The organism is Chryseobacterium sp. 22458 (assembly GCF_052044975.1).
Lineage (GTDB): Bacteria > Bacteroidota > Bacteroidia > Flavobacteriales > Weeksellaceae > Chryseobacterium.
Genome location: NZ_JBQEOA010000003.1, coordinates 503,111 through 526,578, shown reverse-complemented (window position 1 = coordinate 526,578; position 23,468 = coordinate 503,111). Strand labels below are relative to the sequence as shown.

At 38.2% G+C, this 23,468-nt stretch carries 25 protein-coding genes; 10 read left to right on the top strand and 15 right to left on the bottom strand.

Annotated features, from left to right (window positions below; genetic code table 11):
- Positions 1 to 6: 6 nt before the first annotated feature.
- Positions 7 to 408: a DUF2809 domain-containing protein gene (locus ACTJJF_RS13270; RefSeq protein WP_440699955.1), complete on the top strand. Its 402-nt coding sequence runs from the start codon at positions 7 to 9 to the stop codon at positions 406 to 408.
- A 16-nt stretch (positions 409 to 424) separates the two neighbouring features.
- On the opposite strand, the gene ACTJJF_RS13265 is transcribed toward ACTJJF_RS13270, so the two are convergent.
- From ACTJJF_RS13265 to ACTJJF_RS13245, 5 genes are all read right to left on the bottom strand, one after another.
- Positions 425 to 1,345 (bottom strand): YARHG domain-containing protein, encoded by a 921-nt coding sequence (locus ACTJJF_RS13265; protein WP_312297393.1) that lies wholly within the window; start codon positions 1,343 to 1,345, stop codon positions 425 to 427.
- Positions 1,342 to 1,980, bottom strand: coding sequence for a DUF2306 domain-containing protein (locus ACTJJF_RS13260; RefSeq protein WP_440699954.1), 639 nt, complete (start codon positions 1,978 to 1,980; stop codon positions 1,342 to 1,344). Before ACTJJF_RS13260 ends, ACTJJF_RS13265 begins: the two co-directional genes overlap by 4 nt.
- A gap of 5 nt (positions 1,981 to 1,985) precedes the next feature.
- The gene (locus tag ACTJJF_RS13255; RefSeq protein ID WP_440699953.1) at positions 1,986 to 2,399 is read right to left on the bottom strand and encodes a hypothetical protein; all 414 of its coding nucleotides are present in this window, start codon (positions 2,397 to 2,399) and stop codon (positions 1,986 to 1,988) included.
- Positions 2,400 to 2,494: 95 nt separating this feature from the next.
- The gene (locus tag ACTJJF_RS13250; RefSeq protein WP_440699952.1) at positions 2,495 to 2,923 is read right to left on the bottom strand and encodes an energy transducer TonB; all 429 of its coding nucleotides are present in this window, start codon (positions 2,921 to 2,923) and stop codon (positions 2,495 to 2,497) included.
- A gap of 1 nt (position 2,924) precedes the next feature.
- Positions 2,925 to 4,127: an NAD(P)/FAD-dependent oxidoreductase gene (locus tag ACTJJF_RS13245; RefSeq protein ID WP_440699951.1), complete on the bottom strand. Its 1,203-nt coding sequence runs from the start codon at positions 4,125 to 4,127 to the stop codon at positions 2,925 to 2,927.
- Between the two features lie 113 nt (positions 4,128 to 4,240).
- Here ACTJJF_RS13245 and ACTJJF_RS13240 point away from each other — a divergent pair, with 113 nt between their 5' ends.
- From ACTJJF_RS13240 to ACTJJF_RS13220, 5 genes are all read left to right on the top strand, one after another.
- The gene (locus tag ACTJJF_RS13240; protein WP_065399963.1) at positions 4,241 to 4,735 is read left to right on the top strand and encodes an acyl-CoA thioesterase; all 495 of its coding nucleotides are present in this window, start codon (positions 4,241 to 4,243) and stop codon (positions 4,733 to 4,735) included.
- A 94-nt stretch (positions 4,736 to 4,829) separates the two neighbouring features.
- Positions 4,830 to 5,882: a thiamine-phosphate kinase gene (gene thiL / locus ACTJJF_RS13235; RefSeq protein WP_440699950.1), complete on the top strand. Its 1,053-nt coding sequence runs from the start codon at positions 4,830 to 4,832 to the stop codon at positions 5,880 to 5,882.
- 99 nt (positions 5,883 to 5,981) lie between these two features.
- Positions 5,982 to 6,803: a helix-turn-helix domain-containing protein gene (locus tag ACTJJF_RS13230; RefSeq protein WP_312297384.1), complete on the top strand. Its 822-nt coding sequence runs from the start codon at positions 5,982 to 5,984 to the stop codon at positions 6,801 to 6,803.
- Between the two features lie 166 nt (positions 6,804 to 6,969).
- Complete coding sequence (locus tag ACTJJF_RS13225; protein ID WP_440699949.1) at positions 6,970 to 8,178, top strand: multidrug effflux MFS transporter; 1,209 nt, start codon at positions 6,970 to 6,972, stop codon at positions 8,176 to 8,178.
- Between the two features lie 164 nt (positions 8,179 to 8,342).
- Positions 8,343 to 9,251: a DUF6268 family outer membrane beta-barrel protein gene (locus tag ACTJJF_RS13220; protein WP_440699948.1), complete on the top strand. Its 909-nt coding sequence runs from the start codon at positions 8,343 to 8,345 to the stop codon at positions 9,249 to 9,251.
- Positions 9,252 to 9,335: 84 nt separating this feature from the next.
- Here the strand turns inward: ACTJJF_RS13220 and ACTJJF_RS13215 are convergent, their stop codons facing one another.
- The 6 genes from ACTJJF_RS13215 to pepT form a co-directional block, all read right to left on the bottom strand.
- Positions 9,336 to 10,070 (bottom strand): LytR/AlgR family response regulator transcription factor, encoded by a 735-nt coding sequence (locus ACTJJF_RS13215; RefSeq protein ID WP_440699947.1) that lies wholly within the window; start codon positions 10,068 to 10,070, stop codon positions 9,336 to 9,338.
- The gene (locus ACTJJF_RS13210) at positions 10,060 to 11,112 is read right to left on the bottom strand and encodes a sensor histidine kinase (protein ID WP_440699946.1); all 1,053 of its coding nucleotides are present in this window, start codon (positions 11,110 to 11,112) and stop codon (positions 10,060 to 10,062) included. The genes ACTJJF_RS13215 and ACTJJF_RS13210 overlap by 11 nt, the downstream gene beginning before the upstream one ends.
- An 80-nt stretch (positions 11,113 to 11,192) precedes the next feature.
- Positions 11,193 to 11,789 (bottom strand): porin family protein, encoded by a 597-nt coding sequence (locus ACTJJF_RS13205; RefSeq protein ID WP_312297374.1) that lies wholly within the window; start codon positions 11,787 to 11,789, stop codon positions 11,193 to 11,195.
- Positions 11,790 to 11,954: 165 nt separating this feature from the next.
- The gene (locus tag ACTJJF_RS13200) at positions 11,955 to 12,194 is read right to left on the bottom strand and encodes a hypothetical protein (RefSeq protein ID WP_312297373.1); all 240 of its coding nucleotides are present in this window, start codon (positions 12,192 to 12,194) and stop codon (positions 11,955 to 11,957) included.
- 186 nt (positions 12,195 to 12,380) lie between these two features.
- Positions 12,381 to 12,947 carry a hypothetical protein gene (locus ACTJJF_RS13195; protein ID WP_440699945.1) on the bottom strand — a complete coding sequence of 189 codons (567 nt, stop codon included), beginning with the start codon at positions 12,945 to 12,947 and terminating at the stop codon, positions 12,381 to 12,383.
- Between the two features lie 2 nt (positions 12,948 to 12,949).
- Positions 12,950 to 14,197, bottom strand: a complete 1,248-nt coding sequence (gene pepT / locus ACTJJF_RS13190) for a peptidase T (protein ID WP_312297369.1) — start codon at positions 14,195 to 14,197, stop codon at positions 12,950 to 12,952.
- Between the two features lie 188 nt (positions 14,198 to 14,385).
- On the opposite strand from pepT, the gene ACTJJF_RS13185 reads away from it, so the two are divergent.
- Together ACTJJF_RS13185 and ACTJJF_RS13180 are read left to right on the top strand one after the other, a co-directional pair.
- Positions 14,386 to 15,234, top strand: a complete 849-nt coding sequence (locus ACTJJF_RS13185; RefSeq protein ID WP_312297367.1) for a hydroxymethylglutaryl-CoA lyase — start codon at positions 14,386 to 14,388, stop codon at positions 15,232 to 15,234.
- 193 nt (positions 15,235 to 15,427) lie between these two features.
- Positions 15,428 to 16,264, top strand: coding sequence for a sulfurtransferase (locus tag ACTJJF_RS13180; RefSeq protein WP_440699944.1), 837 nt, complete (start codon positions 15,428 to 15,430; stop codon positions 16,262 to 16,264).
- 152 nt (positions 16,265 to 16,416) lie between these two features.
- On the opposite strand, the gene ACTJJF_RS13175 is transcribed toward ACTJJF_RS13180, so the two are convergent.
- Entirely contained in the window at positions 16,417 to 16,743 is a 327-nt protein-coding gene (locus ACTJJF_RS13175) for an SUF system Fe-S cluster assembly protein (protein ID WP_047098097.1), read from the bottom strand.
- 3 nt (positions 16,744 to 16,746) lie between these two features.
- On the bottom strand, positions 16,747 to 17,448 hold the full coding sequence (locus tag ACTJJF_RS13170; protein ID WP_440699943.1) for a 3'-5' exonuclease: 702 nt from the start codon (positions 17,446 to 17,448) through the stop codon (positions 16,747 to 16,749).
- Positions 17,449 to 17,531: 83 nt separating this feature from the next.
- Here ACTJJF_RS13170 and ACTJJF_RS13165 point away from each other — a divergent pair, with 83 nt between their 5' ends.
- Entirely contained in the window at positions 17,532 to 18,302 is a 771-nt protein-coding gene (locus ACTJJF_RS13165) for a DUF4382 domain-containing protein (protein WP_440699942.1), read from the top strand.
- A gap of 66 nt (positions 18,303 to 18,368) precedes the next feature.
- Here ACTJJF_RS13165 and ACTJJF_RS13160 read toward each other — a convergent pair whose 3' ends face one another.
- Together ACTJJF_RS13160 and ACTJJF_RS13155 are read right to left on the bottom strand one after the other, a co-directional pair.
- Positions 18,369 to 18,716, bottom strand: a complete 348-nt coding sequence (locus tag ACTJJF_RS13160; protein ID WP_440699941.1) for a tRNA-binding protein — start codon at positions 18,714 to 18,716, stop codon at positions 18,369 to 18,371.
- Complete coding sequence (locus ACTJJF_RS13155; protein WP_312297355.1) at positions 18,713 to 19,222, bottom strand: hypothetical protein; 510 nt, start codon at positions 19,220 to 19,222, stop codon at positions 18,713 to 18,715. Before ACTJJF_RS13155 ends, ACTJJF_RS13160 begins: the two co-directional genes overlap by 4 nt.
- 291 nt (positions 19,223 to 19,513) lie before the next feature.
- On the opposite strand from ACTJJF_RS13155, the gene ACTJJF_RS13150 reads away from it, so the two are divergent.
- Positions 19,514 to 23,449 (top strand): hypothetical protein, encoded by a 3,936-nt coding sequence (locus ACTJJF_RS13150; protein WP_440699940.1) that lies wholly within the window; start codon positions 19,514 to 19,516, stop codon positions 23,447 to 23,449.
- The last annotated feature ends 19 nt before the right edge of the window (positions 23,450 to 23,468 follow it).

Below are 23,468 nucleotides of genomic sequence, written 5' to 3'. Positions count from 1 at the left end.
AAATAGATGAAACTACAATTCAGTCTGAAATACCTTCTTCTGACCATCTTTATTTTTCTGGTAGAAGTTTTAATTGCCACCAAACTTAAAGATATTTTCTTTGTAAGAGCCTATCTCGGAGATGTAATTGTCGTAATGCTTCTCTATACCTTTGTAAAAACTTTTGTGAAGATAAATGATCAGAAGCTGATTCTGGGAATCTTAATATTTTCATTTCTGGTAGAATTTGCACAATATTTCAATATTGCAGAAAAACTAGGCTTCCGTCCTGGAAGCCTGATGTATATTGTGATCGGAAACTCTTTCTCATGGATTGATATACTCTGTTATGCCGTAGGCTGCCTGCTGCTCTTTCTACTTGTAAGAATGAAAAAAACTGAAAGCCTGCTTTCCGCCTCTAATCCCTGATCGTGCTAACTGCTACCTATCTTCCAAAACTGTCATATTTATCCTCAGCATATTTGGTAAAACGGTTCAGCAGCGCAACATTTTCTTTTTCCATAGGAGTAAGCTCGTTATCTACATTATTTGAAACAGGAATATACCAGTCTGTCTGCTCGAAGAAATTTCTGTACGTTTCTTTTTTAAAGGAATAACCATGCCTTGCGAATACGGAGTTTTTGATGATTTCAAGATCTAGTTTTCTTAAGTTTTTAAGATCTTTTTCCGTCAGTTTCTGTTTAGAGGCATTCAGTTTGAAGACCGCCTCAGAAGCAACTCTGTTTTTGGAAGTGGTATAGCTTTCCGTTTTCCCGGTGTCTGTATCCGTATATTTTTCAACAAAATCCTTAGGGTTGGACCAGTCTACAAGGTTGGAATCTTTATCCAGCATAAAATTCGGGTTATAAACAAACTCTTTTTTCGTCAATTTCAACGTTTTTAAAGGTGATTTAACCGCTGATTTGTTGAAGGCATTCCATTTCCCGGTTAAGCTGTCACCATTCAGTTTTACTTCGAACCTGCCGTCTGTTTTATCATTGCCGGGCTCATCCAGTACAAAAGATTTTGAAGATTCATTGAAAACCCCTCTGAACGGGCGCTGATTACCATTCACAATGCTTTGCCCATAAACACTGTCTTTTGTGATTCTGTTGATCTTTAGAGAAATCTTTTTGTATATATCTACATCATACTCCGAACCATCATATTCGTCTACTGTTTTCTCCATTCCTGCGAAATCACCTGTATAAATCCCATAATATTCCTGATGAACTTCAGGTATTATCACAGAATCTTTTTTTGCCGTTAAAGAATCTTTCCCGGATTCATTGGTCTTTCCATCTTTTTTACAGCCTATTAAAGAAACCGTAAGCAAAGAGATAAGGGTGTAATTTAAAATTTTCATATCTGTTTTTTTGTGATTAAATATTCAATTAAAAGGATATTGGGAATCCAGCCCATCCATGCGATAATCTGGTAGACATCCATTGGGTTGGGATGAAATAAATATACGATAATAACTTTCCACATCCGCAAAGTGATCGCAGATAATGTAAAAGCAAAACTCCGCCACATCCATTGCTTATGCTGCTTAAATTTTTTCTGCCTCGCAAGCCGGTAGGCCTTCAAAGTAGAAAACCACCATAAAACACCGAGAGTAACGAATGAAATTTTGGAAAACAACCCTCCGTTTGCAAATATTCCCATATAAATTCCTGAAGGGGCGGCAAAGATCAGAATCAGAAAAATATAGATCTTTCCCATATTCCTGTGGAAATTTCTGAGACCAAAATCTTTTCTGAGGATCGCCAGAAATCCTGAAAGAAGCACAAAGATACTGGTGTAAACATGGGTGTAGAAAAAGCTGAGGTATTCCGGTCTTGCCGTGACTTCCGTCTGCTTGATCATCAGAAAACTAACATTCGGATTTAAGGGAATATATTCCAGCGTAATCTTTAGCATCAGCCAAAAGAAATACCCGAATCCTATGATTAAAAGGATTTTAAAGAAAATTGTGGTATTTCTTTTGGCGGAGAGCATTGTATTTAATCAAAATTGACAATGAAAGGAAGGTTATACATTGTTTCTACAGGACTTCCTTTTGATTCTCCGGGCGTCCATTTGGTTTTCATGGATCTCATGACCCTTTCTACCTCCTTATTTACCGTTTCATTGTTTCCTGTTACAACTAGCTTGTCTATATCTCCCTGGGAATTCACTGAGAATCTGGCATTGGCCTGCGCCTTTCCGGCACCTCCTTTGAGCCGTTTGGTATTTATCTTTTTAAAAACGTCTCTCATAAATACATTGATTCCTCCGGGATATTCAGCCTGTTTACGCTCTTCAGAAGCAGATGCTCCTTTTGGAGGGTGATCAGATGGTAAATCCCCTGCTTTCTTTTCCTGAGAAAAAGCGAGTCCGAATCCAAGGCATACAATGAATATTAATATTTTTTTCATATCTATATTTTAGTAAAATTAATAATTTTAATACACTGTTGAAATCATATAACCCGCTTTTAAAATTTTCAGGAGTTTCTTCCGTCAGAGAACATTTAGTGATTATTTAAAGTCATCGGAATATGATATGCTGACTTAATCGCTTTCCCGTTTTTAGTAGCAGGAATCCATTTGGTTTTTAAGGAATTGATAACACGATCCATTTCTTTATTCAGGCCCGGGTTATTTCCTGTTGTTGAAACAGAACTGATGCTTCCGTCAGGATTCACGTCAAACGTGGTTGTAGATTTGGATATTTTAGAGGAATTTCCAATTTTTGAAGGATCGAAGATCATACCGATATCTGTTCTCAATGCAGTCATACCTCCCGGGTATTCCACAGCGGTATCAAAAGTATCATCAGGTTGAGGTGCAGTATTGCTGTCAGTTGATGACGGGGTCGGTTGCTGCCCTTCCTGTTGTGTAGTTTGAGAAAAGGCAAGCTGAGCTCCCAACAGGAAAATAAGGATTACTGTTTTTTTCATATTATAAAGTATTTAAGTCCTGTGCAATCAGCCAGCCTTCACTCCAGCAGGCCTGAAAATTGAATCCGCCTGTTACGGCATCTATATTTAAAACCTCTCCTGCAATATAAAAATGAGGAAGAAGCTTTGAAGACATGTTTTTAAAGTTAATTTCCTTTAAATCAACACCTCCGGCAGTTACAAATTCATCTTTGAAGGTCGATTTTCCCGTTACCTGAAATTTCTTTTTACAGAGATTTTCCAGAATTTTCTGCATTTCTTTTCCGGAAATATTAGCCACCTGTTTGTTGAGGTCAACTTTTGAAATCTCTAAGATCTTCTGCCAGAATCTGTTGGTGATTTCAAAAATCTTGGATTGTCCGATGCTTTTTTTAGGATTACTTTGTTTAAAATTCTGAAATAGTTCTTCAGCTTCATCCATATCTATCGAGATAAAGTTAACTTCTATTTCAAAATTGTATTTCAGTTTTGCCAGACTTATCGCTTCCCATGCAGAAATCTTCAGAACAGCCGGACCAGACAGCCCCCAGTGCGTAATGAGTAAAGGTCCGCTTTCATCTGTTTTCAGTTGGGGAATTGAGATCCCTGCATTTTCAAAACTGGTTCCCGGAAGATCTTTCAGCAGCTCATCTTTAATATTGAATGTAAAAAGGGAAGGAACAAGAGGAACAATTTTATGCCCGAGGTTTTCAACGATTTTCAATGATTTTGGAGAACTTCCCGTAGTATAAACGATATAATCAGCTTCAAAGTCGCCGGAATTTGTTTTTACTATATACTTTTCATCCTGTTTTTCAATTTCTTTTACTGTACATTTTGTTTTTACCGTAACATTTTTCTTCTGGGTTTCATTCAGAAAAGTATTGATGATGGTCTGGGAGGAATTGCTTTCAGGAAACGTTCGGTTATCATTTTCTATTTTAAGCGGAACATTTCGCTGGTCAAACCATTCCATCGTATCTCCCGGCTGGAATTTGGTGAAAACACTCAATAATTCTTTATTTCCACGGGGATAAAACTGTACCAGCTCTTTGGGATCAAAGCATGCGTGGGTCACATTACAACGTCCGCCTCCCGAAATTTTCACTTTCTGAAGGACATCTGAGTTCTGTTCTAAAATCGTAATACTGTATTTGTTTCCGTCAAGGTTGGATGCGCAGAAAAAGCCTGCAGCACCGCCTCCGATTATGATGATCTGTTTCATGTATATGTAATCCTATGCTGAAGATTATTTTTTCAAAAGTACAATTTTTATAAACCATCTTATTTGAGTATTTTTGAAGATTATTATTTAATGATACTAAAAACGATTTCAGTATGATTTTCTACCATAAATTTGAAGTGCGATGGAGCGACCTTGATGCCAACAAGCACTTAGCCAATTCATCCTATGTACAGTATTGTGCGCAAGCCAGAATGGCTTTTATGACCAAAGAGAAAATGGGTGTTACCCAGTTGAGCAGATGGGGAATCGGCCCGGTAATCCTGCACGAAAGATATTCTTTCTTTAAAGAGATCTACGCAGATCAGACAGTAATCGTAAGTGTTGAAATAGACGGATGCTCAGAAGACTCTTCAATCTACCGTTTCGTACACAAGTTCTACACACCGGACGGGGTACACTGTGCCACTTCAGAAGCTACGGGAGTATGGATCGATATGATGCTCAGAAAAATGACAACTCCACCGGATGATGTAGTGGAAGCGATGAATAAGTATAAAAGCCCGGAAACTGTGGTATTATCAAAAGAAGATTTTAAAAAACTTCCTTTCCATCCCCATAATATTGATCCGGCAGAAATTAATATCTAAATGATGAATGATTATGATCAGAGCTACCGAGAAATCAGGTGTACATCTGATCATCAGCTATCATTTATCAATGATCATTTAATAAATAAAAATTATGTTTGAAGATAAATCACAGGAACTGACCCCCATTTCAAAGCTGGGAGAATTCGGTCTTATTAAGCATCTGACTGAGCATTTTCCTTTATCCAATGAGTCTTCGGAGCTTGGTGTAGGAGATGATGCGGCAGTTATTAACCCGGACAACAAAAAAGTGGTTCTTACTACTGATGTTCTGGCAGAAGGAGTGCATTTCAACCTTGGTTATGTTCCGTTGAAACATTTAGGCTACAAAGCAGTGGTAGTAAACCTCAGCGATATTGCTGCAATGAATGCAACGCCAACGCAGATCCTGGTTTCTCTGGCAGTTTCCAACCGTTTTCCGGTAGAAGCCCTGGAAGAGATCTATTCTGGAATTCAGGCGGCTTGTACAAGATATAAAGTTGACCTTATCGGTGGTGATACCACAAGCTCCAATTCAGGATTGGTGATGAGTATTACGGCGGTAGGAATTGAAAATGAAGAGAATCTCGTAAAGAGAAACGGAGCAAAACCGAATGATCTTCTTGTGGTAACTGGAGATTTGGGAGGAGCTTATATGGGATTACAGATTCTGGAAAGGGAGCATGCCGTTTACCTGGCGAACCCGAATATGCAGCCGGAAATGGAAGGCTACGATTATATCCTGGAAAGACAGCTGAAGCCTGAGGCTAGAACAGACGTTAAAAAGATTCTGGAGGAACTGGATATCAAACCTACTTCCATGATTGATATTTCAGATGGTCTGGCTTCTGAAATCCTTCACCTTTCAGACCAGTCCAATGTAGGATTCAGACTGTATGAAGAAAAAGTGCCGATGGACAGCCTTACCATATCTACTGCGGATGAAATGAACCTGAACCCTGTAATGACTGCATTAAGTGGTGGGGAAGATTACGAACTGCTGTTCACCATTTCAGCAGGAGATTTTGATAAAATTAAAAATCACCCGGACTTTACCATTATAGGACATGCTGTAGAAAAAGAAGAAGGAAACTTTATGGTAGCAAGAGGATCCAATCAACTGGTTGCCCTTACTGCTCAAGGGTGGGATGCTTTTTTAAGCCAGTAAAACCGAAAAATTATATTTAATTTTAAATATTGTAAGAGAACCGCAGCATTTTTTTGCTGTGGTTTTTGTTTACCGTCTAACCATTTTTTACATACAGTGATGATTACACCAGAAAAAGAGATCCCGGTTCACCATCTGACTTCTGAAGAATTTCAGATGAGTACCTTGAGTGCGGCTGGCCCGGAGAATTTTCATGATGTGCACCGGCACAATTTTTTTGAAATTATCTGGTTCAGGGAAGTCTTTGAAAACAGCCGTTTAGAATTGGATTTTGAAAGCTATAAACTTGAGAATAATCAGATCTGTATCATTGCACCGGGCCAGGCATTCAATATGAAAATAGAAGGCGAGGAAGGATATGCCATGGCGATCAGCCGGGAAATTTTCAACGAAGCCTGTGATATAGAATCAGTGCTCACAGGAGGAGAGCTTCCCTTTTTTTTGAATCCTGAAAATGAAACAACCTGTAGTACACTCATAGCACTGATCGAGCAGGAATATAAAGCTGCATCAAGAACAGAACTTTTAAAGGCTTATCTGAAAGCTTTCTGTATCATTATTGGAGAACAGATCACTCCCCAGGAACCTTTACTGAATGACCGCCAGCGTATTCAGGAACTGGTAGGGCTTATTGAAAAACATTATATCGTACACAAAGAAACAGCATTCTACGCTGAGAAATTAAAGATTAGCACTCACCACCTTAATGACATTGTACGTCTTTTGAGAGGAACAACAGTGAAGAAAATGATCAGTCAGCGGCTTGTTCTCGAAGCGAAAAGAGAACTTAGCTTTGGAGCCCTTACCGTGAAAGAGATTGCTTTTAAACTCGGTTTTAACGATGCTTCATATTTTTCGAGGTTTTTTAAGAAACATACGGGGCAGAATCCCGATTATTTTAAGAATAATGAAAAAAGATGATCCTCAATATGTACAATTGATGTAAGTCTAAAATAACTTATTTTATTCATTTTTATGTTTCAGTCTTCAATTTGTCCTATACTTCCTTCAGTTTTTTTATTGTAATCATTTGCTTTTTAAAGCATTTTTGCACACTGAAAAAAACCGCCTGTAAAGGCTAAAATTTATGAAGAAGTTAGGTATTGTGGTGTTTATTCTGGCACTGCTCAACACGTTGGAATCTCTGAGTATAGATCTTTATCTTCCTGCTTTCCCAAGCATGTCCAAAATTTTTAATACCGATATCGGGCATATCCAGATCTCCATTTCGGTTTTCTTTGCAGGATTTGCTTTCGGACAGCTTTTATGGGGTCCTTTATCAGACAAAAAAGGGCGAAAACCCATGCTGTATTGCGGGTTATTACTTTTTATTATTGGTGCTGCAGCCATCTATTTTACATCAGATATTTATGTCTTATGGGCAATGCGTTTCCTGCAGGCTTTCGGAGGAAGTGCCGGAATTGTCATTGGAAGAGCCATTATTATCGATCTTTATGATAAACAAAAGTCTGTAACAATTTTCTCCCAACAATCCCAGATCAGTGGTATTGCTCCCATTGTTGCTCCTTTGATCGGAAGTGTTTTCCTGAAATACTGGGGTTGGAACAGCTCATTTGCTTTCTTGTGCATTATGGGGCTGATCACTTTCTTTATGGTATACAGATACGTACCGGAAACGAATAAGAGAATCGGTATTCCTGATCATGAGTTACAGGATGAAAAAGGATTGATGGAGCAACTGAAAATGATCATTTCCAACCGGGATTTTATCAATAGTACGATGGTGGGGAGCATCGCTTTTGCTTCTCTTATTATTTATATTTCCAATGCCCCGTTTTTATTTATGGAACTTCATGGGTTTTCCAGCGGGACATTCAGCTTTATATTTGCTTTTAATTCATTAGCCCTGATAACGGCGGCTTATATTACTCCAAAGCTTATCAGAAGAATAAGCAATTCAAGTCTGCTATTTATTGCAACGATTGTACTGTTGGTGGTATGCACCCTGCATATTCTGATTGCCGCTGAAAACCTTTCTGTGGCGCTTGAAATTGCGATGCTGTACCTGTCATTGCTGGCTATCGGGATTTTATTCCCCATTACCTCAGCACATGCGCTGTCTCCTTTTAAAGAGGGAAGAGGTACAGCTGCAGCACTGCTTGGATTCATGCAGCTGATGGTTACCTTTTTAATGTCCGGGCTGATTGGTTTATTAGAAGCCGATTCTATCATTCCAATGGTGGTAACCCGCGCCGGAATGGCATTGATCGCTGTATGGTTCGGATATCAGATATTTAAGGGAAAAGAAGCTGCAGTACAGCAGTCTGTTGCCTAATTGAAGCACGCAGGAAGTTGGAGGATGTAGTTTTCGAACGCATTCGGCCTTCCATCTTAATGTTTATCCTGCTATTGTTTCTATTGGTCATACCATTCGGACACTTAATCAAGTAATTTTTGTAAAAAACAGGTAAAGGGTTCTCTTTGCATAAAATTTAAAATATGAAAAAGAACCTTTTGACGGCTTTTTGCTGTCTGCTGCCATTGGGGTATTGGGTGAGCGCACAAACAGGGATTTCTGCAGAGCTTAAAACAGAATATGTTCCAGCGTCTAATTATATCCGGCCGGAAGACAGTATAAAGACGGATTCCAAGAGTGATTTTAAAAGGGTAGATCTGAATCTGAGTATTCCGTTATCTGTAAAAAAGGATAAAGAAGGAAAAGTAAAAGCATGGTCTATGCTGCTTAGTGGTTCTTATGCAAAAATGTCACACAAGAATTATGACACCTCGTTATTTCCGGATCAGATGCTGAACGCTCAGGTCGGATTACAGCATGTAAGACCTTTAGGAAAAAAATGGAGTCTGATGATGATGGCTTCTGTGGGGGTATACACTGATATGGAAAAGGTAAATTTTGATGATGTCCTGGGGCAGGGAGGAATCGTATTTATCAGGCATTTCAACCCTAATCTTGCTTTGGGGGTAGGACCTGTGCTTACAACAGCTTTTGGGGTTCCCATGGTTCTGCCATGGATCTATTTCGATTGGAAAACCAACGGAAAGGTTAAATTCCGGATTAATTTCCCGGAAGGGGCAGAAGCAGGATATCAGTTCTCAGATGCTTTTACTTTAAAAGCCGTGGTTAATCTTAGTGGAATGACCGTAGAAAGAAACAAAGACGGAAAATCTATGATGTTTGGCTATCAGCAGATCACAGCAGGTCTCCGGCCGGAAATCAAGATCAATGATAAGTTGAGCATAGGAATTACTGGAGGATCAACTCTGGTGAGAAACTTCACGGAAAGTGAAAGAAAAATCAAAAGTATCTTCAAAGACAAAAAAGTGGCAGATCCCAGATTTTCCAGCACATTCTATGCTGCTGTATCCTTACGCTGGAATTTACCTTAAAACACAGAGGAAAGAAGCTGGAGTACCTCTGATATGTTTTTTAACGTCAGTAGTTTCCCCCACCCATACTCCGGCTTCCCTCTTTTATTTACTGATCAGCTTCTTATACACCACCTGATTGAGCAGTTCCTCCTTTCGGGTACGGGAAATAGGAAGCTCTGTTTTATTGATGAACAGACGACCTCCGGAGATCATATCAATGTGAATGATGTTGATTAAAAATGACTTATGAATTCTGAAAAAATGTTCGGAAGGCAACGATTCTTCAATCGCTTTCATGGTTTGATGAATCACCAGAGATTTATCCTTAAAGTGCAGCTTGGTATAGTTCTGCATACTTTCAATATATAAAATATCTACCCAGGAAACCTTGATAAAAGTATCAGATTGTCTCACATACAGAAAAGGGTCATCCAGTGGAGTATTTTTCTTTAATTTTTCGTTAATGATAAACTGCTGCTGTGCTTTATTCACTGCCTGATAAAAACGGTTAAATGCAATTGGCTTCAAAAGATAATCTACTACCTGAAGCCGGAATCCTTCCAGTGCATATTCGGAATAAGCGGTTGTGAAAATGCACAGAGGCGGATTTTCAAGCTGTTCAAGGAAGTCAATACCATTCAGATAAGGCATATTGATATCCAGGAAAAGAAGATCTGTTTCGCTTTCCTTTACTTTAGCATCTGCCTCCAGAGCCGTGGCACAGGTTCCTTCCACAGATAAAAAGTCAATCTGATCCGCCAGCTCCTTAAGGTGGAATCTTGCCAGAGGTTCATCATCTACGATCAGGCATTTCAATTTAGGCGTATTATTGCTCATTTTCAGACAGGTTTAAGGTTAAAGTTACTTTATAGACAAGATTGTCAGATTCAATTTTAAGATCATAAGCATCAGGATATTGCAATTTCAGCCGTTTTTGTACATTTTGCAGTCCAATACCTCCGTCTTTCTTTTTATGAACTGCTATTTCTGAATATGAATTTTCAACATAAAAGAATAAATAATGATTTTCTTCCTTACATAAGATCTTTACATAGCCGGTTTGTCCGGGAAGTCTGCATACATATTTAAAAGCATTTTCAATAAAAGGAACCAACAGGAGAGGAGCAATGAAAGCTTTTGTGCTATTGATTTTCAGCGTTGCATCTACTTTAAGTTCATTTCCCCATCTTAATTTTTCTACCTCAACCAGATTTTGGAGATATTCAATCTCTTTATCGAGAGGAACAAGGTTCTGATTGCAATGATACAGCTGATATCTTAGAATGTCTGAAAATTTCATCAGTAAAAAATCGGCAAGCTGGGTATCCGTTTTCATCAGAATATGGATATGATTCAGGATATTAAATACTACATGCGGATTGATCTGATCCTGTAAAAGCTTAAGCTGGTTTTCAAGATGAGCCTGCTGAAGGAGAATATGATCCCGTTCTATTCTTCCATGTTCATTGTAAAATTTTACACCACATGCTGCTCCGTTGATGAGGAATGAGGCGGGAAGAGACATATAAAAGCCCTTCCACAAAAAAGGCAGCTGATCTCTGAAGTTTTCCGGAAGTTGCTCTTTAGGTTCAACTTCAAGATATGTGAATATAACGGAGAAAACAAGACTAAGCATGAAAATAACCATTACCAGCTGTATCAGAAACAATTTCATTTTCTTTTCCCGAAGAGCTTTCGGCAAAAGCTTATTGGTTAAAAAATGAGTAAATGCAAACGAAAATGCGGCAATAATCGCAGCCTGGGTCATCGCCAGATAACTTTCTGTTGTACTCTGGAAATTAAACCACAATACAATGGCCAGTACAAGCCAGAAAATAAAGGTAAATATGTATTCTTTTAAAACAAGAGATTTTGTCATGGAGTGGTCTGAAGAGGGTTTACAAAAAATTAGAAACTGCAGGGTCACAGTTTCTAATCAGTCAAAGATAATTCAAGTTTTTAGAATAAGAAATAACCTATCCCAAGACTAAAGCTGTTGGGTTTGGATTTAAATTCCTTACTGATGTTGGACAATCCGTGTTCATACCTGAGATCTACCGTGAAATTTTTATAATCCAAACCTATTCCTCCTGTAATTCCAATATTGGATTTGTCAAACTTTTTGAAACCTTCCTGTATTGCTTCTGAGGTTGACAGTTTGTTGTTGAAACCGTAACTGTAAACACCACCGGCGAATGCTCTTACATTGAAGTCATCGGTTTTAATGATTTTATATCCTACCACTACAGGAATATCAATGGCATTCCAGGTCAGTTTTGCGGAACCACCAGATTTTTCTTCGTAAGACGCTTTTCTTTTGTTGAATAATGCTTCTCCTTGTACATACAGGCTTCCAATATCTACTCTTGTCATCACACCTGCCTGATAGCCGAAACCGTATTTCCCTTCCAAGGAAGAGGATTCCGTTGAGGTTTTTGTAAAATTTGCCCCTCCCTTGATTCCAAAGTGTACAGCCGGTTTCTGTTGTGCCTGAATTTTCACAGAACAGGCGAAGCACAGCAGCAATGCGCATAATGCTAAAAATTGTTGTTTCATAAATTGATTATTGTTAAAAACTTGATGTAAAACAACGAATCCTGAAGGCCGTATGAAATTTTATTTGATGAATGGTAAAGGTGCTTTGACGAGCATCCGGTTTTGAATGAAAAATAAAAAAAGGAAGCCGTTATAGCTTCCGATACATTAATATTGGGTTGAATTTTAATAAGGTTGTTCCGTACAGTCATTCGGTGGAATACATCCGCCGCCGCCGGTTCCACCGCCAGTACCTCCGCTACTGACACATCTTCCCGGATTTCCATCATCATCCAACTGACAGGCTTTTCCGAAACTGCATTCACAGTCTGTCCAGCAGCTGGCAGAATCACCATTCATGTGGCAGGTATCAATCATCCCATTTCCGGTAATAGCGGATAAATCTTTTCTCAAAAGCTTTTTCATTTTTTTCATAATATAATTTGATGTTAAAAGTTATTAGCCTTGCTTGCAGGCATTGAGTAAATATAACGAAAAATTGAATCGGTTTTTTACTTAAATATCCGGAAATGAATAAGATATATGGATCATAAGAATACAGGGTAAAAACAAAAAAATAAAACCCGCTGCAAAAACGGGTTTTATCTGTATTTATTTTTTGAATGTTAATTGTAAAGGAATAGTGACTGTAGAAGAGACGGGCTTTCCTTTGTCTTCTGCCGGCTTCCATTTTCCTTTGTCTTTAATGCGGTAAAAAGCCGCTTCAATAAAAGCGTTGACATCCTCATTATTCCCTTTTACCTGAGGATCAAGAGCATTGCCTTTAGAATTCACTACAAAAGTCATTGTAGCTTTGTAGGCGTCAGATGAAAAGTTGAGAAAATCAAGATCCACCGCTTCATATAAAAACTTTTGAAAAGATACTTTCCCCTGATCATATTCAGCTTCTTTAGTAACCTTAGACTTTACAGGCGGATCTAAAGCGATCATTTTCTGTCCTTCAGCAGAAGCTTTATCCAAGGCATCCTTATATGCTGATATTTTGTCTTCGGTAAGAAGCCATTCTTTCTTGGTCCTTAAATCATTAGGCTTGGGATATTTATTATACAAAGCGTTTTTCTTTCTTTCATACCGGGAATCTGCTCTCTGAAATTCAGAGACCTGGGCACTTCCGAGAATAAAAGTGAAAATACATGCTAATGCCAGGAACTTTTTCATGACTAAGCTTTTACAATGTTAATGATTACTTCAGTAGCTTTTTCCATGCTTTCCAAAGCTACATATTCATAAGGTCCGTGGAAGTTGATTCCTCCGGCAAAGATATTCGGGCACGGAAGTCCCATATAAGACAATTGTGCTCCGTCTGTACCGCCTCTGATGGCTTTGATCTTAGGTTCAATGCCTGCTTCGGTCATTGCTTTGGCTGCAAGATCTACGATGTGCATTTTCCCTTCAAACTGCTGCTTCATATTTCTGTACTGCTCTTTGATCTCTACTTCAGCAGTTCCCTCACCATGCTTTTGGTTGAACTCGGCAACTTTTTCTTCCATGAATTTCTTTCTGGCTTCAAATTTATCAGCATCATGATCACGGATGATGTATTGAAGTTTTGCTTCAGAGATATCCGCTGTAATATCCATTAAATGATAGAATCCGTCAAAACCTTTAGTTGTAGAAGGCGTTTCATTGGCAGGAAGCATCTGAGCAAATTCAGCAGCTAAAAGAGCAGCATTGATCATTTTACCATAAGCATATCCCGGGTGTACACTCAATCCGTGGATTTTCACAACAGCTCCGGCAGCATTAAAGTTCTCATATTCAAGTTCTCCAACTTCTCCGCCGTCCATAGTATAGGCCCATTCGGCACCGAATTTAGCCACATCAAACTTGTGAGCTCCTCTTCCGATTTCTTCATCAGGAGTAAATCCTACTGCAATTCTTCCGTGTTTGATCTCAGGATGAGCGATAAGATATTCTGCTGCTGTCACAATCTCAGCACAGCCAGCTTTATCGTCAGCCCCAAGAAGGGTATTTCCGTCAGTGGTAATCAACGTCTTACCGATATATTTTTTTAAGCTTTCAAACCTTGAAGGTGATAAGGTAAAACCTGTTGTCTGGTTCAGCAAAAGGTCATTTCCGTCATAATTTTCCCAAACCTGAGGTTTTACATTTTCTCCGCTGAAATCCGGTGAGGTATCGTAGTGTGAAATGAATCCGATTGTTGGTCTGTCATCATTCTCAAGATTAGAAGGAACATAGCCCATAATATAACCGTGCTCATCAATTGAAACATCTTCTAAACCGATTGTTCTCAGCTCTTCTGTAATATAATTGGCAATATCCCACTGGCGCTCAGTAGAAGGTGTTGATTCACTTTCTGCATCACTTGTTGAATATATTTTTACATAACTGAGAAAACGGTTCAGTAACTTTTCTTTCCACAATGGGCTGAATTCTATTGTACTCATTATTAGCATTAAATTTTAAACAAAGTTAACAAATTTGATGTTCAGAATAGGTTATTTGAAGTCGAATATCAGTTATTGAAATTATAAATCACATATAAAACTTTGAAAATCAAAATAATGTTAGCTTTGTATGTAGAGTATACCAAATAGTTTAGTTTTATTATATTTGAGAAAATCAAAAAGTAAAAATGTTTCTTACCGAATGTCCTAGAGATGCAATGCAGGGATGGGGAGAGTTTATCCCTACTGATAAAAAAATAGATTATATCAACTCCTTAATGGATGTTGGCTTTGATGTATTGGATTGTCTGAGCTTTGTTTCTCCCAAAGCAATTCCGCAAATGGCCGACTCTGATGAGGTGGCTGAAAATATCGATAAATCCCGTTCCAAGACCAAAGTTTCTGCCATTATCGGCAACTATAGAGGAGCTGAAAAAGCATTAAAACATGAGTCTGTGGATATTCTGGGATTCCCTTTCTCTATTTCTGAGACATTCCAGCATAGAAATACCAATAAGAGCCAGGAAGAAGCTTTTGATGAAATTATCAGAATGCTTGAGTTGGTGAAAACTGAAGGAAAACAGCTGAATATTTATTTTTCTATGGCTTTTGGAAATCCGTATGGAGAAATGTGGAAATGGGAAGATGTAGATCATTGGGCACAAAGATTTTCAGAAATAGGAGTAAAGGATATCTTACTTTCCGATACTACAGGAGTGGCTACCCCTGAAACCATTGCGCTTCTGTTTGAAAAAATCCCGTCAAAATATCCGGAGATCAACTTCGGAGGACATTTTCATAACCGTTACGAAGATTCTTATTCGAAATTAAAAGCGGCTTATGATCAGGGCTGCCGAAGATTCGACAGTGCTATCAAAGGTATCGGAGGATGTCCTATGGCGAAAGATGATCTTGTGGGAAATATGCCTACGGAGCAGGTCATCAACTTTATGAGTGTGGAAAAAGCAGATCACAAGCTGAATCTTTTAAACTTTGAAAGCTCTTATAATAAGGCGAAGGATATTTTTCATTTTTAAATGATTTAAAAATCTCTCGCAGATTTAGAAAATTACGCAGATTAGAAACTGGAAAATTAAGATCTATGAGATTTGTGTGATCTGCGTGAAAACAAAAAATATAAATAGGAGCGGGCTTTAGCCCGCTTTACTATATCCATCAATTCATTGGCTTTAGCCAAAATCTAATTAGAATAACCTAAAATTCAACAATATGTCTCCAATAATTTCACCCTCAGGATTAAAGAATCTTCAAACAGAAAACCTTATCATTCTTGATGCAAGGACAGGAAAAGATGCCAGACAAAACTATTTGGAAAAACATATTAAAGGAGCAAGATTCATTGATCTGGATAAAGATCTTGCTGAGATAGGGGAAAATGCTGCTTTTGGAGGAAGGCATCCCCTCCCTGCTGTAGAAAAATTTGCAGAGACACTTTCAGGTCTTGGTATTTCTGAAGATTCCCATATCATTGTTTATGATGATAAAAACGGATCAAATGCGGCGGCAAGAGCATGGTGGATGCTAAGATCTTTCGGACTTGAAAATGTTCAGGTTCTGGATGGTGGAATGCAGGCTGCAGAAAATAATGGCGTGGATTTTTCTAACGGAGAAGAAACATTTAATAAAACCGCATTGATCCGGAAAGATCATTGGGCTCTTCCTGTTTCAAATCTGGAAGATGTTGAAAATGAACTGGAAAACAAATCTTCCACAGTCATTGATGTAAGAGATGCGTATCGCTACAAGGGTGAATCTGAGCCTATTGACCTGGTGGCAGGACATATTCCGGGAGCAGTCAATATTCCTTTTTCTGAAAACCTGGATGAGAACGGATATTTTCTAAAGCCGGAAACTCTAAAGGAAAAATACAGGCAATTGTTAGAAAACAAAGCGGAGCATCTGATCATTCACTGCGGATCGGGAGTTACTGCATGTCATACGATTTTAGCCCTGGATTATGCAGGGTTCCCAATACCGGATCTGTATGTGGGTTCATGGAGTGAATGGAGCAGAAGGGAAGGAAAAGAAATTGCAAAGGAGATTTAAATGATATAAAAAGCAAAAAGGATGTCCGGTTAGGCATCCTTTTGTTGCATACAATTGTTCAATTGCACTTATTTTTTATTTAAGTGAAGCAAAGAAATAATAAATGGAGACTGATTCTTCATCCGGTTTTCTTTGCCGTTTTTTGAATAATTTTATAGCATTCCCAATTCAAACTTAGCCTCTTCGCTCATCATATCCTTGTTCCAGCTAGGTTCAAAAGTAAGTTCCAGATCAACACTTTTTACATTTTCTACTTCCGCAACCTTGTCTTTTACTTCCTGTGGAAGCGTTTCAGCAACAGGGCAGTTCGGAGTAGTAAGAGTCATTATAATTTTTACATCAGCGTCATCGGAGATCTGTACATCATAAATCAGTCCTAATTCGTAAATATCTACCGGAATTTCGGGATCATATACGGTTTTAAGCACGTTGATGATTTCTTCACCAATGTCAGCAATTTGATCGTCTGTAAATTTCATTTTTTAATCTAAATTGATATTCCTTTTCAACAAATCTTCCTGACGCATACGCCGGAAAATATTTGCCAAAGTTAAGACATCTTTTTCACAATAGTCAACAATTCTCTGCAAGTCTTTTTCTATGTAGTAAATTGATGAAACCATTGAGCCGTCAATATCATCCTTCGGAGTAGGAATACCAAAGACATGAGCCAGCAGTTCCAGAGAAACAAAACTTTTATAATCCCCGAATTTCCACAGCTCCATCGTATCTATATGGGGAACTTCCCATGGTTTTTTCCCAAACATCTGGAAAGGCGTTGGGGGCATCATTCCATTGATCAGATACCGTCTGGCGATCCAGGGAAAATCAAATTCTTTTCCGTTATGAGCACAGAGAATGACATTTTGAAGTCTCGGACTGTTGAAAATAGCCCCGAATTCCTGAAGCATTTTTTTCTCATCATGCCCGGAAAAACTTTTTATTTTCAGCGTATCATTCTTTTCAACCATTCCGATAGTGATACAGATGATTTTTCCGAACTCAGCCATAATACCGGCCCTGTCATAAAAATCTTCTGCAGAGATCTCATCTTTTCTCTGAAATTTTGTTTTTTTATCCCAGAGATGCTGTTCCGTTTCAGACAGCTCCTCCCAGGCGGCTGCCTGCGGAACCGTTTCAATATCAAGGAATAAAACTCTTTCTAAAGGAATATTTTGGATCATTTTTTGCTTTTTTATATACCGAAATATATGACATAATAAACTAATTATCCAAAGCGTTTTTATAATACATAAAATATATTCTTATGAAGAAATTATTTATTGTGGGAAGCAGTATCGGTTTATTATTCATAAGCTCATGTAGTGATTCTGATGAAAATGGTACTGCAACAGTGAATGTGAGACTTACCGATGGTCCCGCAGCGTATGATGCTGTAAATATCGATATTCAGAAAATTGAAATTAACAGCAATGGTGAATGGACGCTATTAAACTTTCCTACTCCGGGCGTTTATAACCTGCTTAAATTTAAAAACGGGACAGATGTTGTTCTGGGGCAGGCAGTGCTTCCTGAGGGTAATGTGTCTCAGATGAGAATGGTTCTCGGGCCCAATAACAGTATCGTGGTAAACGGAGTGCCTTATCCGTTACAAACCCCGTCAGCCCAGCAAAGCGGACTGAAATTTAACTGGCATCAGACCTTATCTGCCAACGGGGCTTATACCGTATGGATCGATTTTGATGCCGGAAGATCAGTGGTAACAACAGGAAATGATTCTTATATATTAAAGCCGGTGATCAGGACATTCTCAGAGCTGACCAATGGTCAGATAAAAGGATACGTTCAACCGCAGGCTGCACAGGCAGTGGTTCATGCGATTATGGCTTCTGATACTATTTCCACGGCAATTCCTAATCCTGACGGCTTTTTTATGTTCTCAGGACTGCCACAGGGAAATTATACAGTTTCCTATGATGCTGCAAATAATACAGGATATATAGATGAAAACACGGGAAATGTGCCGGTTACATTCGGTCAGATAACTAATCTTGGAATAAAAACACTGCATCAGTAATGCGTGATATTAACAAATGTAAAAACCTTACAGATTTACTGTGAGGTTTTTTTATTTTATAGAAGATTATCCTACCTGCATTCCGTTTTTTGTGGGTAATGAAGGGGCTAGAAGAGTGACATCCTTCTTATCCTCACCATATAATCCCAGCACAAGACATTCGCTGAAGAAATTAGCAATCTGTTTTTTAGGGAAGTTCACCACCGCCAGGATTTGTTTTCCTATCAATTCTTCTTTCTGATAAAGGGAGGTAATCTGCGCTGATGATTTTTTTATTCCAAGATCTCCGAAGTCAATTTCCAACTGGTAAGATGGGTTTCTCGCTTTCTCAAAATCATTTACTGAGATGATGGTTCCGCATCGGATATCTATTTTTTCAAAATCTGCCCAGGTAATGTCAGGTTTTAAGTTCATGGTAAATTGTTAATTAAATGTTCTACTTCTGTTTTCTGTTCTGCATATTTTTGTTGTAATTCTGAACCTTCACCCATTCTTTTATAGTATTCCAGAGCTTTTCCGCCGAAGAATTTTTTATGAAAATCTGAAACTTCCGGAACCTGCGGAAATACTTTGTGAAAAAGCATCTCATAATAGGCCTGAAATTCTCTTTCATTCTTATCTTCAATTACCTGTCCGGGTGCTTTTTGCCTCACATGGAGCATTTCATGAGCTACCATATTAAGAACAAGATTCAGGTCAAAATCAAATAAATTTTTCGGGATCATAACGGTCTGCGGCCCTCCCAGTTCTCCTTCCGCAGTAAGCAGCATTGAAGTAGGAGAAAGCTCTTCCCTGAATCCGAATCCTGCAAAGTTGTCATGTTCCAGATTAAAAGAATGGATCAGGTATTTGGCCGCATCCAGAATCTGGTTGTGTTCTTTGTAAGCCTCAAGGTGTAGGTTGACCTGCTCGAAATTCATTTGAAATATGTTTTATAACAAATGTATTAAAATATTGAGAATACTAAGGCTGTTTGGCCCAAAGCTTTAGAATATAAAAGCAAAAAATGTTTTTATACGTCAACTTCTGTCGCTTCTGCGATGGATATTTGCTTCAGAAAAACACAGAAATGAAAATCGACTTAAAAACATAAGGTGGATATCTTTTGCCGGAAACCACCTAAAAAAATAAGGCTAAAACCTGAAGATTACTCTACTAAAAAGAGCTTCAGATCTTAACCTATTTTAAAATCAACCCAATTTACAAAAAAAATGGAAGCAATTAATCAAAATAATGGCTCACAAACCTTATTCAGATTTGCGACAATGCGTAGTGCTGAGCTATCTGAACCCAAAAACAAAGAAAGAAGATTCATTTTCAGAAATATTCTTACACAAAAAGGAGTAATTGATTCAAGAGTAGAAGCAGGAGAATCATTGAAGAATGTCTGTGAAAAAATTACAGATTTAACCATAGAAACTGAGGACTCTTTAAAAGCGAGGAATATAGAATTCTATGAACTGGCTGTCTGGGTGTCAAAAAATAAAGAAAAAGCTACTAAAACTGAATTTGATGATAAGATCAATGCTTACAAAAAATCTCAGCAAATTGTTGAAATCAATTCTACAATCTGGGATAATCTTATTTATCAGGTGGTGACTCAGAAGGATTTTTACGCAAAAGAAACACTCATGCAGTTTTTACATTTAGATCATATTTTATCCAATTACTATGGAACGCAGGAGCAGTATGAAGATGTAATCAAAGCAAAAGTAGTCCTTCCTAAAGAACTTTTCAAGGCAAAAGGGAAAGAATCTTCCAATACTGTAGTGCCAAGGGCAGAGGGTAAAATGTCAGGTAGTGTCCCCTTCAATAAAAGTAATCTGAAATTTGCAGAAGCAACGATAAATCTTAAAAGAACCAGGGACCTGGTTATTACTTTAAAAGAATTTGAAAAAAACTATCAAAAAGAGTATGAGTCAGCATATAGTATAGCTTATGAAGAATACTTAGAAACTGCAAGGCCGGCACAGGCAGAATATGACCGGCAGATAAAGGAGCAGGAATATCAAAAGGAAATTTTTCTGGCAGCACAAAATAACGAAGGTTTATCAAGTTTAAAATATATTCCGGTTCCGGAAGTCCCTGTTTTTAAATTTGATTTCCGTCCTGAAATTGAAACAGAAGGTCTGTTAAGACAACTGAACAAAGAAAATACCGAAGCTTTACAACAGGTATTCAAAACTTCTGATCTGGCTGAAGCCCTGAAAGGAGTTTCTACATTTACAGAGCTTTTTCAAACTATTGAACAAAACAATCAGCTGTTAGAGCAAACGATCTTAAATAATACAAACCTTAATCCGCAGGTTTCCAAAACTGTGGGAGGGGTTGTTATTCCTGTAACACAATCAATCAATACCCAGGAAATCTCCTTTACTGTTTCAACAACAAATGCCCCCTTTGGAATCGGCGACCATTCCATGATTTTGGCAACCGATATCAATGATCCAAAACATATTGTAAGCGGAAAATACAATATTAAATCTGAAGATCAGTATATTTTGGCCAGCGGAACTGTAGCATCCACTTTTGATGCGCCCAACGTAACATCTTTATTTGATTACCCGGAAAAAATACCCAATACTACAGTAAGGGGATATGAAGCTATTTTATTAGAAGGCGAGGTTACTCTTAATGATGGTCTTGTATACATTATGAAAGGGAGGCTGTTATGGACATCAAACAGTATATACAGATTTCAGGGAAGCGGAACATTTACGTTAAAAAATAAAACAACCGGAGGTGACGGAGGTGGATCTGGTAATTGCCTGCCTGTTTTATTAAGAACCCGATCTTTTCAGAATTATTCGGACAGATGGTTGCTAAGTATGACGCCCGGCGAGACGACATCGCTGTTTTCATCAGCTTCAGGAACAGTCAAAATATTGGATAATAGCGGTAATGTAGTTCAAACCTCAAATCAACTAAAAGTTGCGGGTGGAGGAGATTACTTATCTCTGTTTAGTGATGGTATTTTGCCTCAGTTACAAATTACAGATGCCATAAAGAACGGTTGTCAGCTTGAAGCAGAGCTTACTCTTGATGACGGGAAGGTATATCTCTGTAAAATTCCTATGACGATATATACTGCAGGAGGAATAGATTCAGTAACCAAAATTTATAACCTGACAGGGGAAGGAAGCATTTGCCTCAAAAACAAAGATAACCCTACAACACCTGAAGAGGATCAACCATTTATCCCATCAGGTTTTGGAATGAAAAATATTGGAATTGCTGACTACCGGAAAGTAGAACAAAGTACTTATTGCTATGTAGAGGGAGATGTTTCCCACATTGAAAATATCATGGCAAAAGAATACAAGGAAAAATCAACAAGAAGACTCAAAAGAAGCGAATCTCAAACCACCAGGTCCACAGAATCCGAAAAAGAGAAATTAACGGATACTACTTCTACAGAGAGAAATGAGATGCAAAGCGAAATTTCAAAAGTCCTTCAGGAGTCCAAAGATTTTGCGGCACAGGCAGGGTTTAATGCATCGTGGGGAGCGGGAGCAAAGTATATGTTAAATACTGCAGCTAATTATGCTACCCATAGCTCCAAAGAAGAAAGCAACAGGCAGGCTGTCACTGAGGCTAAAGATATTACGGCAAGAGCCCTTGAAAGAATTATCACCAAAGTAAAAGAAGAACGTATTGACAAAATTCTGGAAGAGTATGAGGAAAACAACAAGCATGGGTTTGATAATACCAAAGGAAATAATCATGTTGTAGGGGTTTACCGTTGGGTGGATAAAGTGGTAAAGAATCAAATCTTTAACTACGGAAAACGTATGATGTTTGAGTTTATGATTCCTGAGCCGGCCAAACTACATGCTCTGGGAATAAAAATAAGCAATACTTCTGAAAATCAATTGGTAAAGCCAATCGATCCAAGAGAGTCTGCCGGTATGCAGATCAAAGACTGGAGCGCTCTTGCAGACTCTACAAAACTGAAATACTGGTTAGGCTATTATAATGTAGAAGTTGATGAAAGACTGGAACCTGTAGTCTATGTTGGAAAATCAATTGATTATTCTTCTACGGAATCAAAACAGGCTTCTTCAAAATCAGATCTTATTGCTATTCCGGAACATTATATTACTGAATCTTATGTTGTGAAAAGCCAAAACTCTTTTCCTGGTTATAATGGCTGGGGAAGTGGAGCCAGTTTATTAGTAGGAGGAGAGAGTGCTCCCAATGCATTTTTAAAATTTGTCAGAGAAGTTCCAATCACAATAGCAACTACCAATGCTCATTATTTCCATGCAACAGTCAATATCAAATGCGTGCTGCAGGAAGAATATAAGAACGGATGGCTGCAGAAAGCATTCAATAAAATTATTGAAGCCTATAAAACAGAATTAAGTAAATATGAAGCTGCTTTAGCTGATGCGAAAGCTTTGGGAGTTCAGATCAAAGGATCAAATCCCGGGTTTTACAGAAAAATAGAAAATACAATCTTAAGAAGAAACTGTATTTCCTATATGCTTAATCAAAATCCTGACGCATTGCTCACTTTTGGTAAAAAGAGATATTACACCAATGACAATTCCACTACAGAGACTTTTGAAAATACAGATATTAAAGTGGATGAAAAGCTTGACAGATATTCCGCCTTTATCAAGTTTATGGAACAGGCATTTGAATGGGAGATCATGAGCTATTATTTCTATCCTTATTATTGGGGAGAAAGAAAATCCTGGGCAGATTTGTATCAGTTTGATGATAATGATCCTACTTTCAGAGCTTTCATGCAGTCGGGTATGGCAAGAGTAATCGTTACCGTAAGACCAGGCTTTGAAGAGGCTGTAAGGCATTTCCTTGCTACAGGACAAATCTGGAACGGAGGAGAAGTTCCTGTTATTGATGACCCTCTGTTCTTATCTATTGTAGATGAACTACGCTCACCTAAAGCAACTAAAGAAGGAGAACCATGGAGAGAGAAAATTCCTACTTCCCTTACCATTCTTCAGGCAGGATCTATTGGGCTGAAAGTTGAAAAAGCTTTGCCTTGCAGCTGTGAACCTGATGTGAAGTTTGATGATGAACTGGGGAATTTCTGTGCTACTAATTTTGAATCCAATGACCATCTTTTAGGTGTGGAAACCGGTGACGGGCAGAAAATTATCTCAGGAGATTGGGTATAAAAATTATTAATCAAAAAAA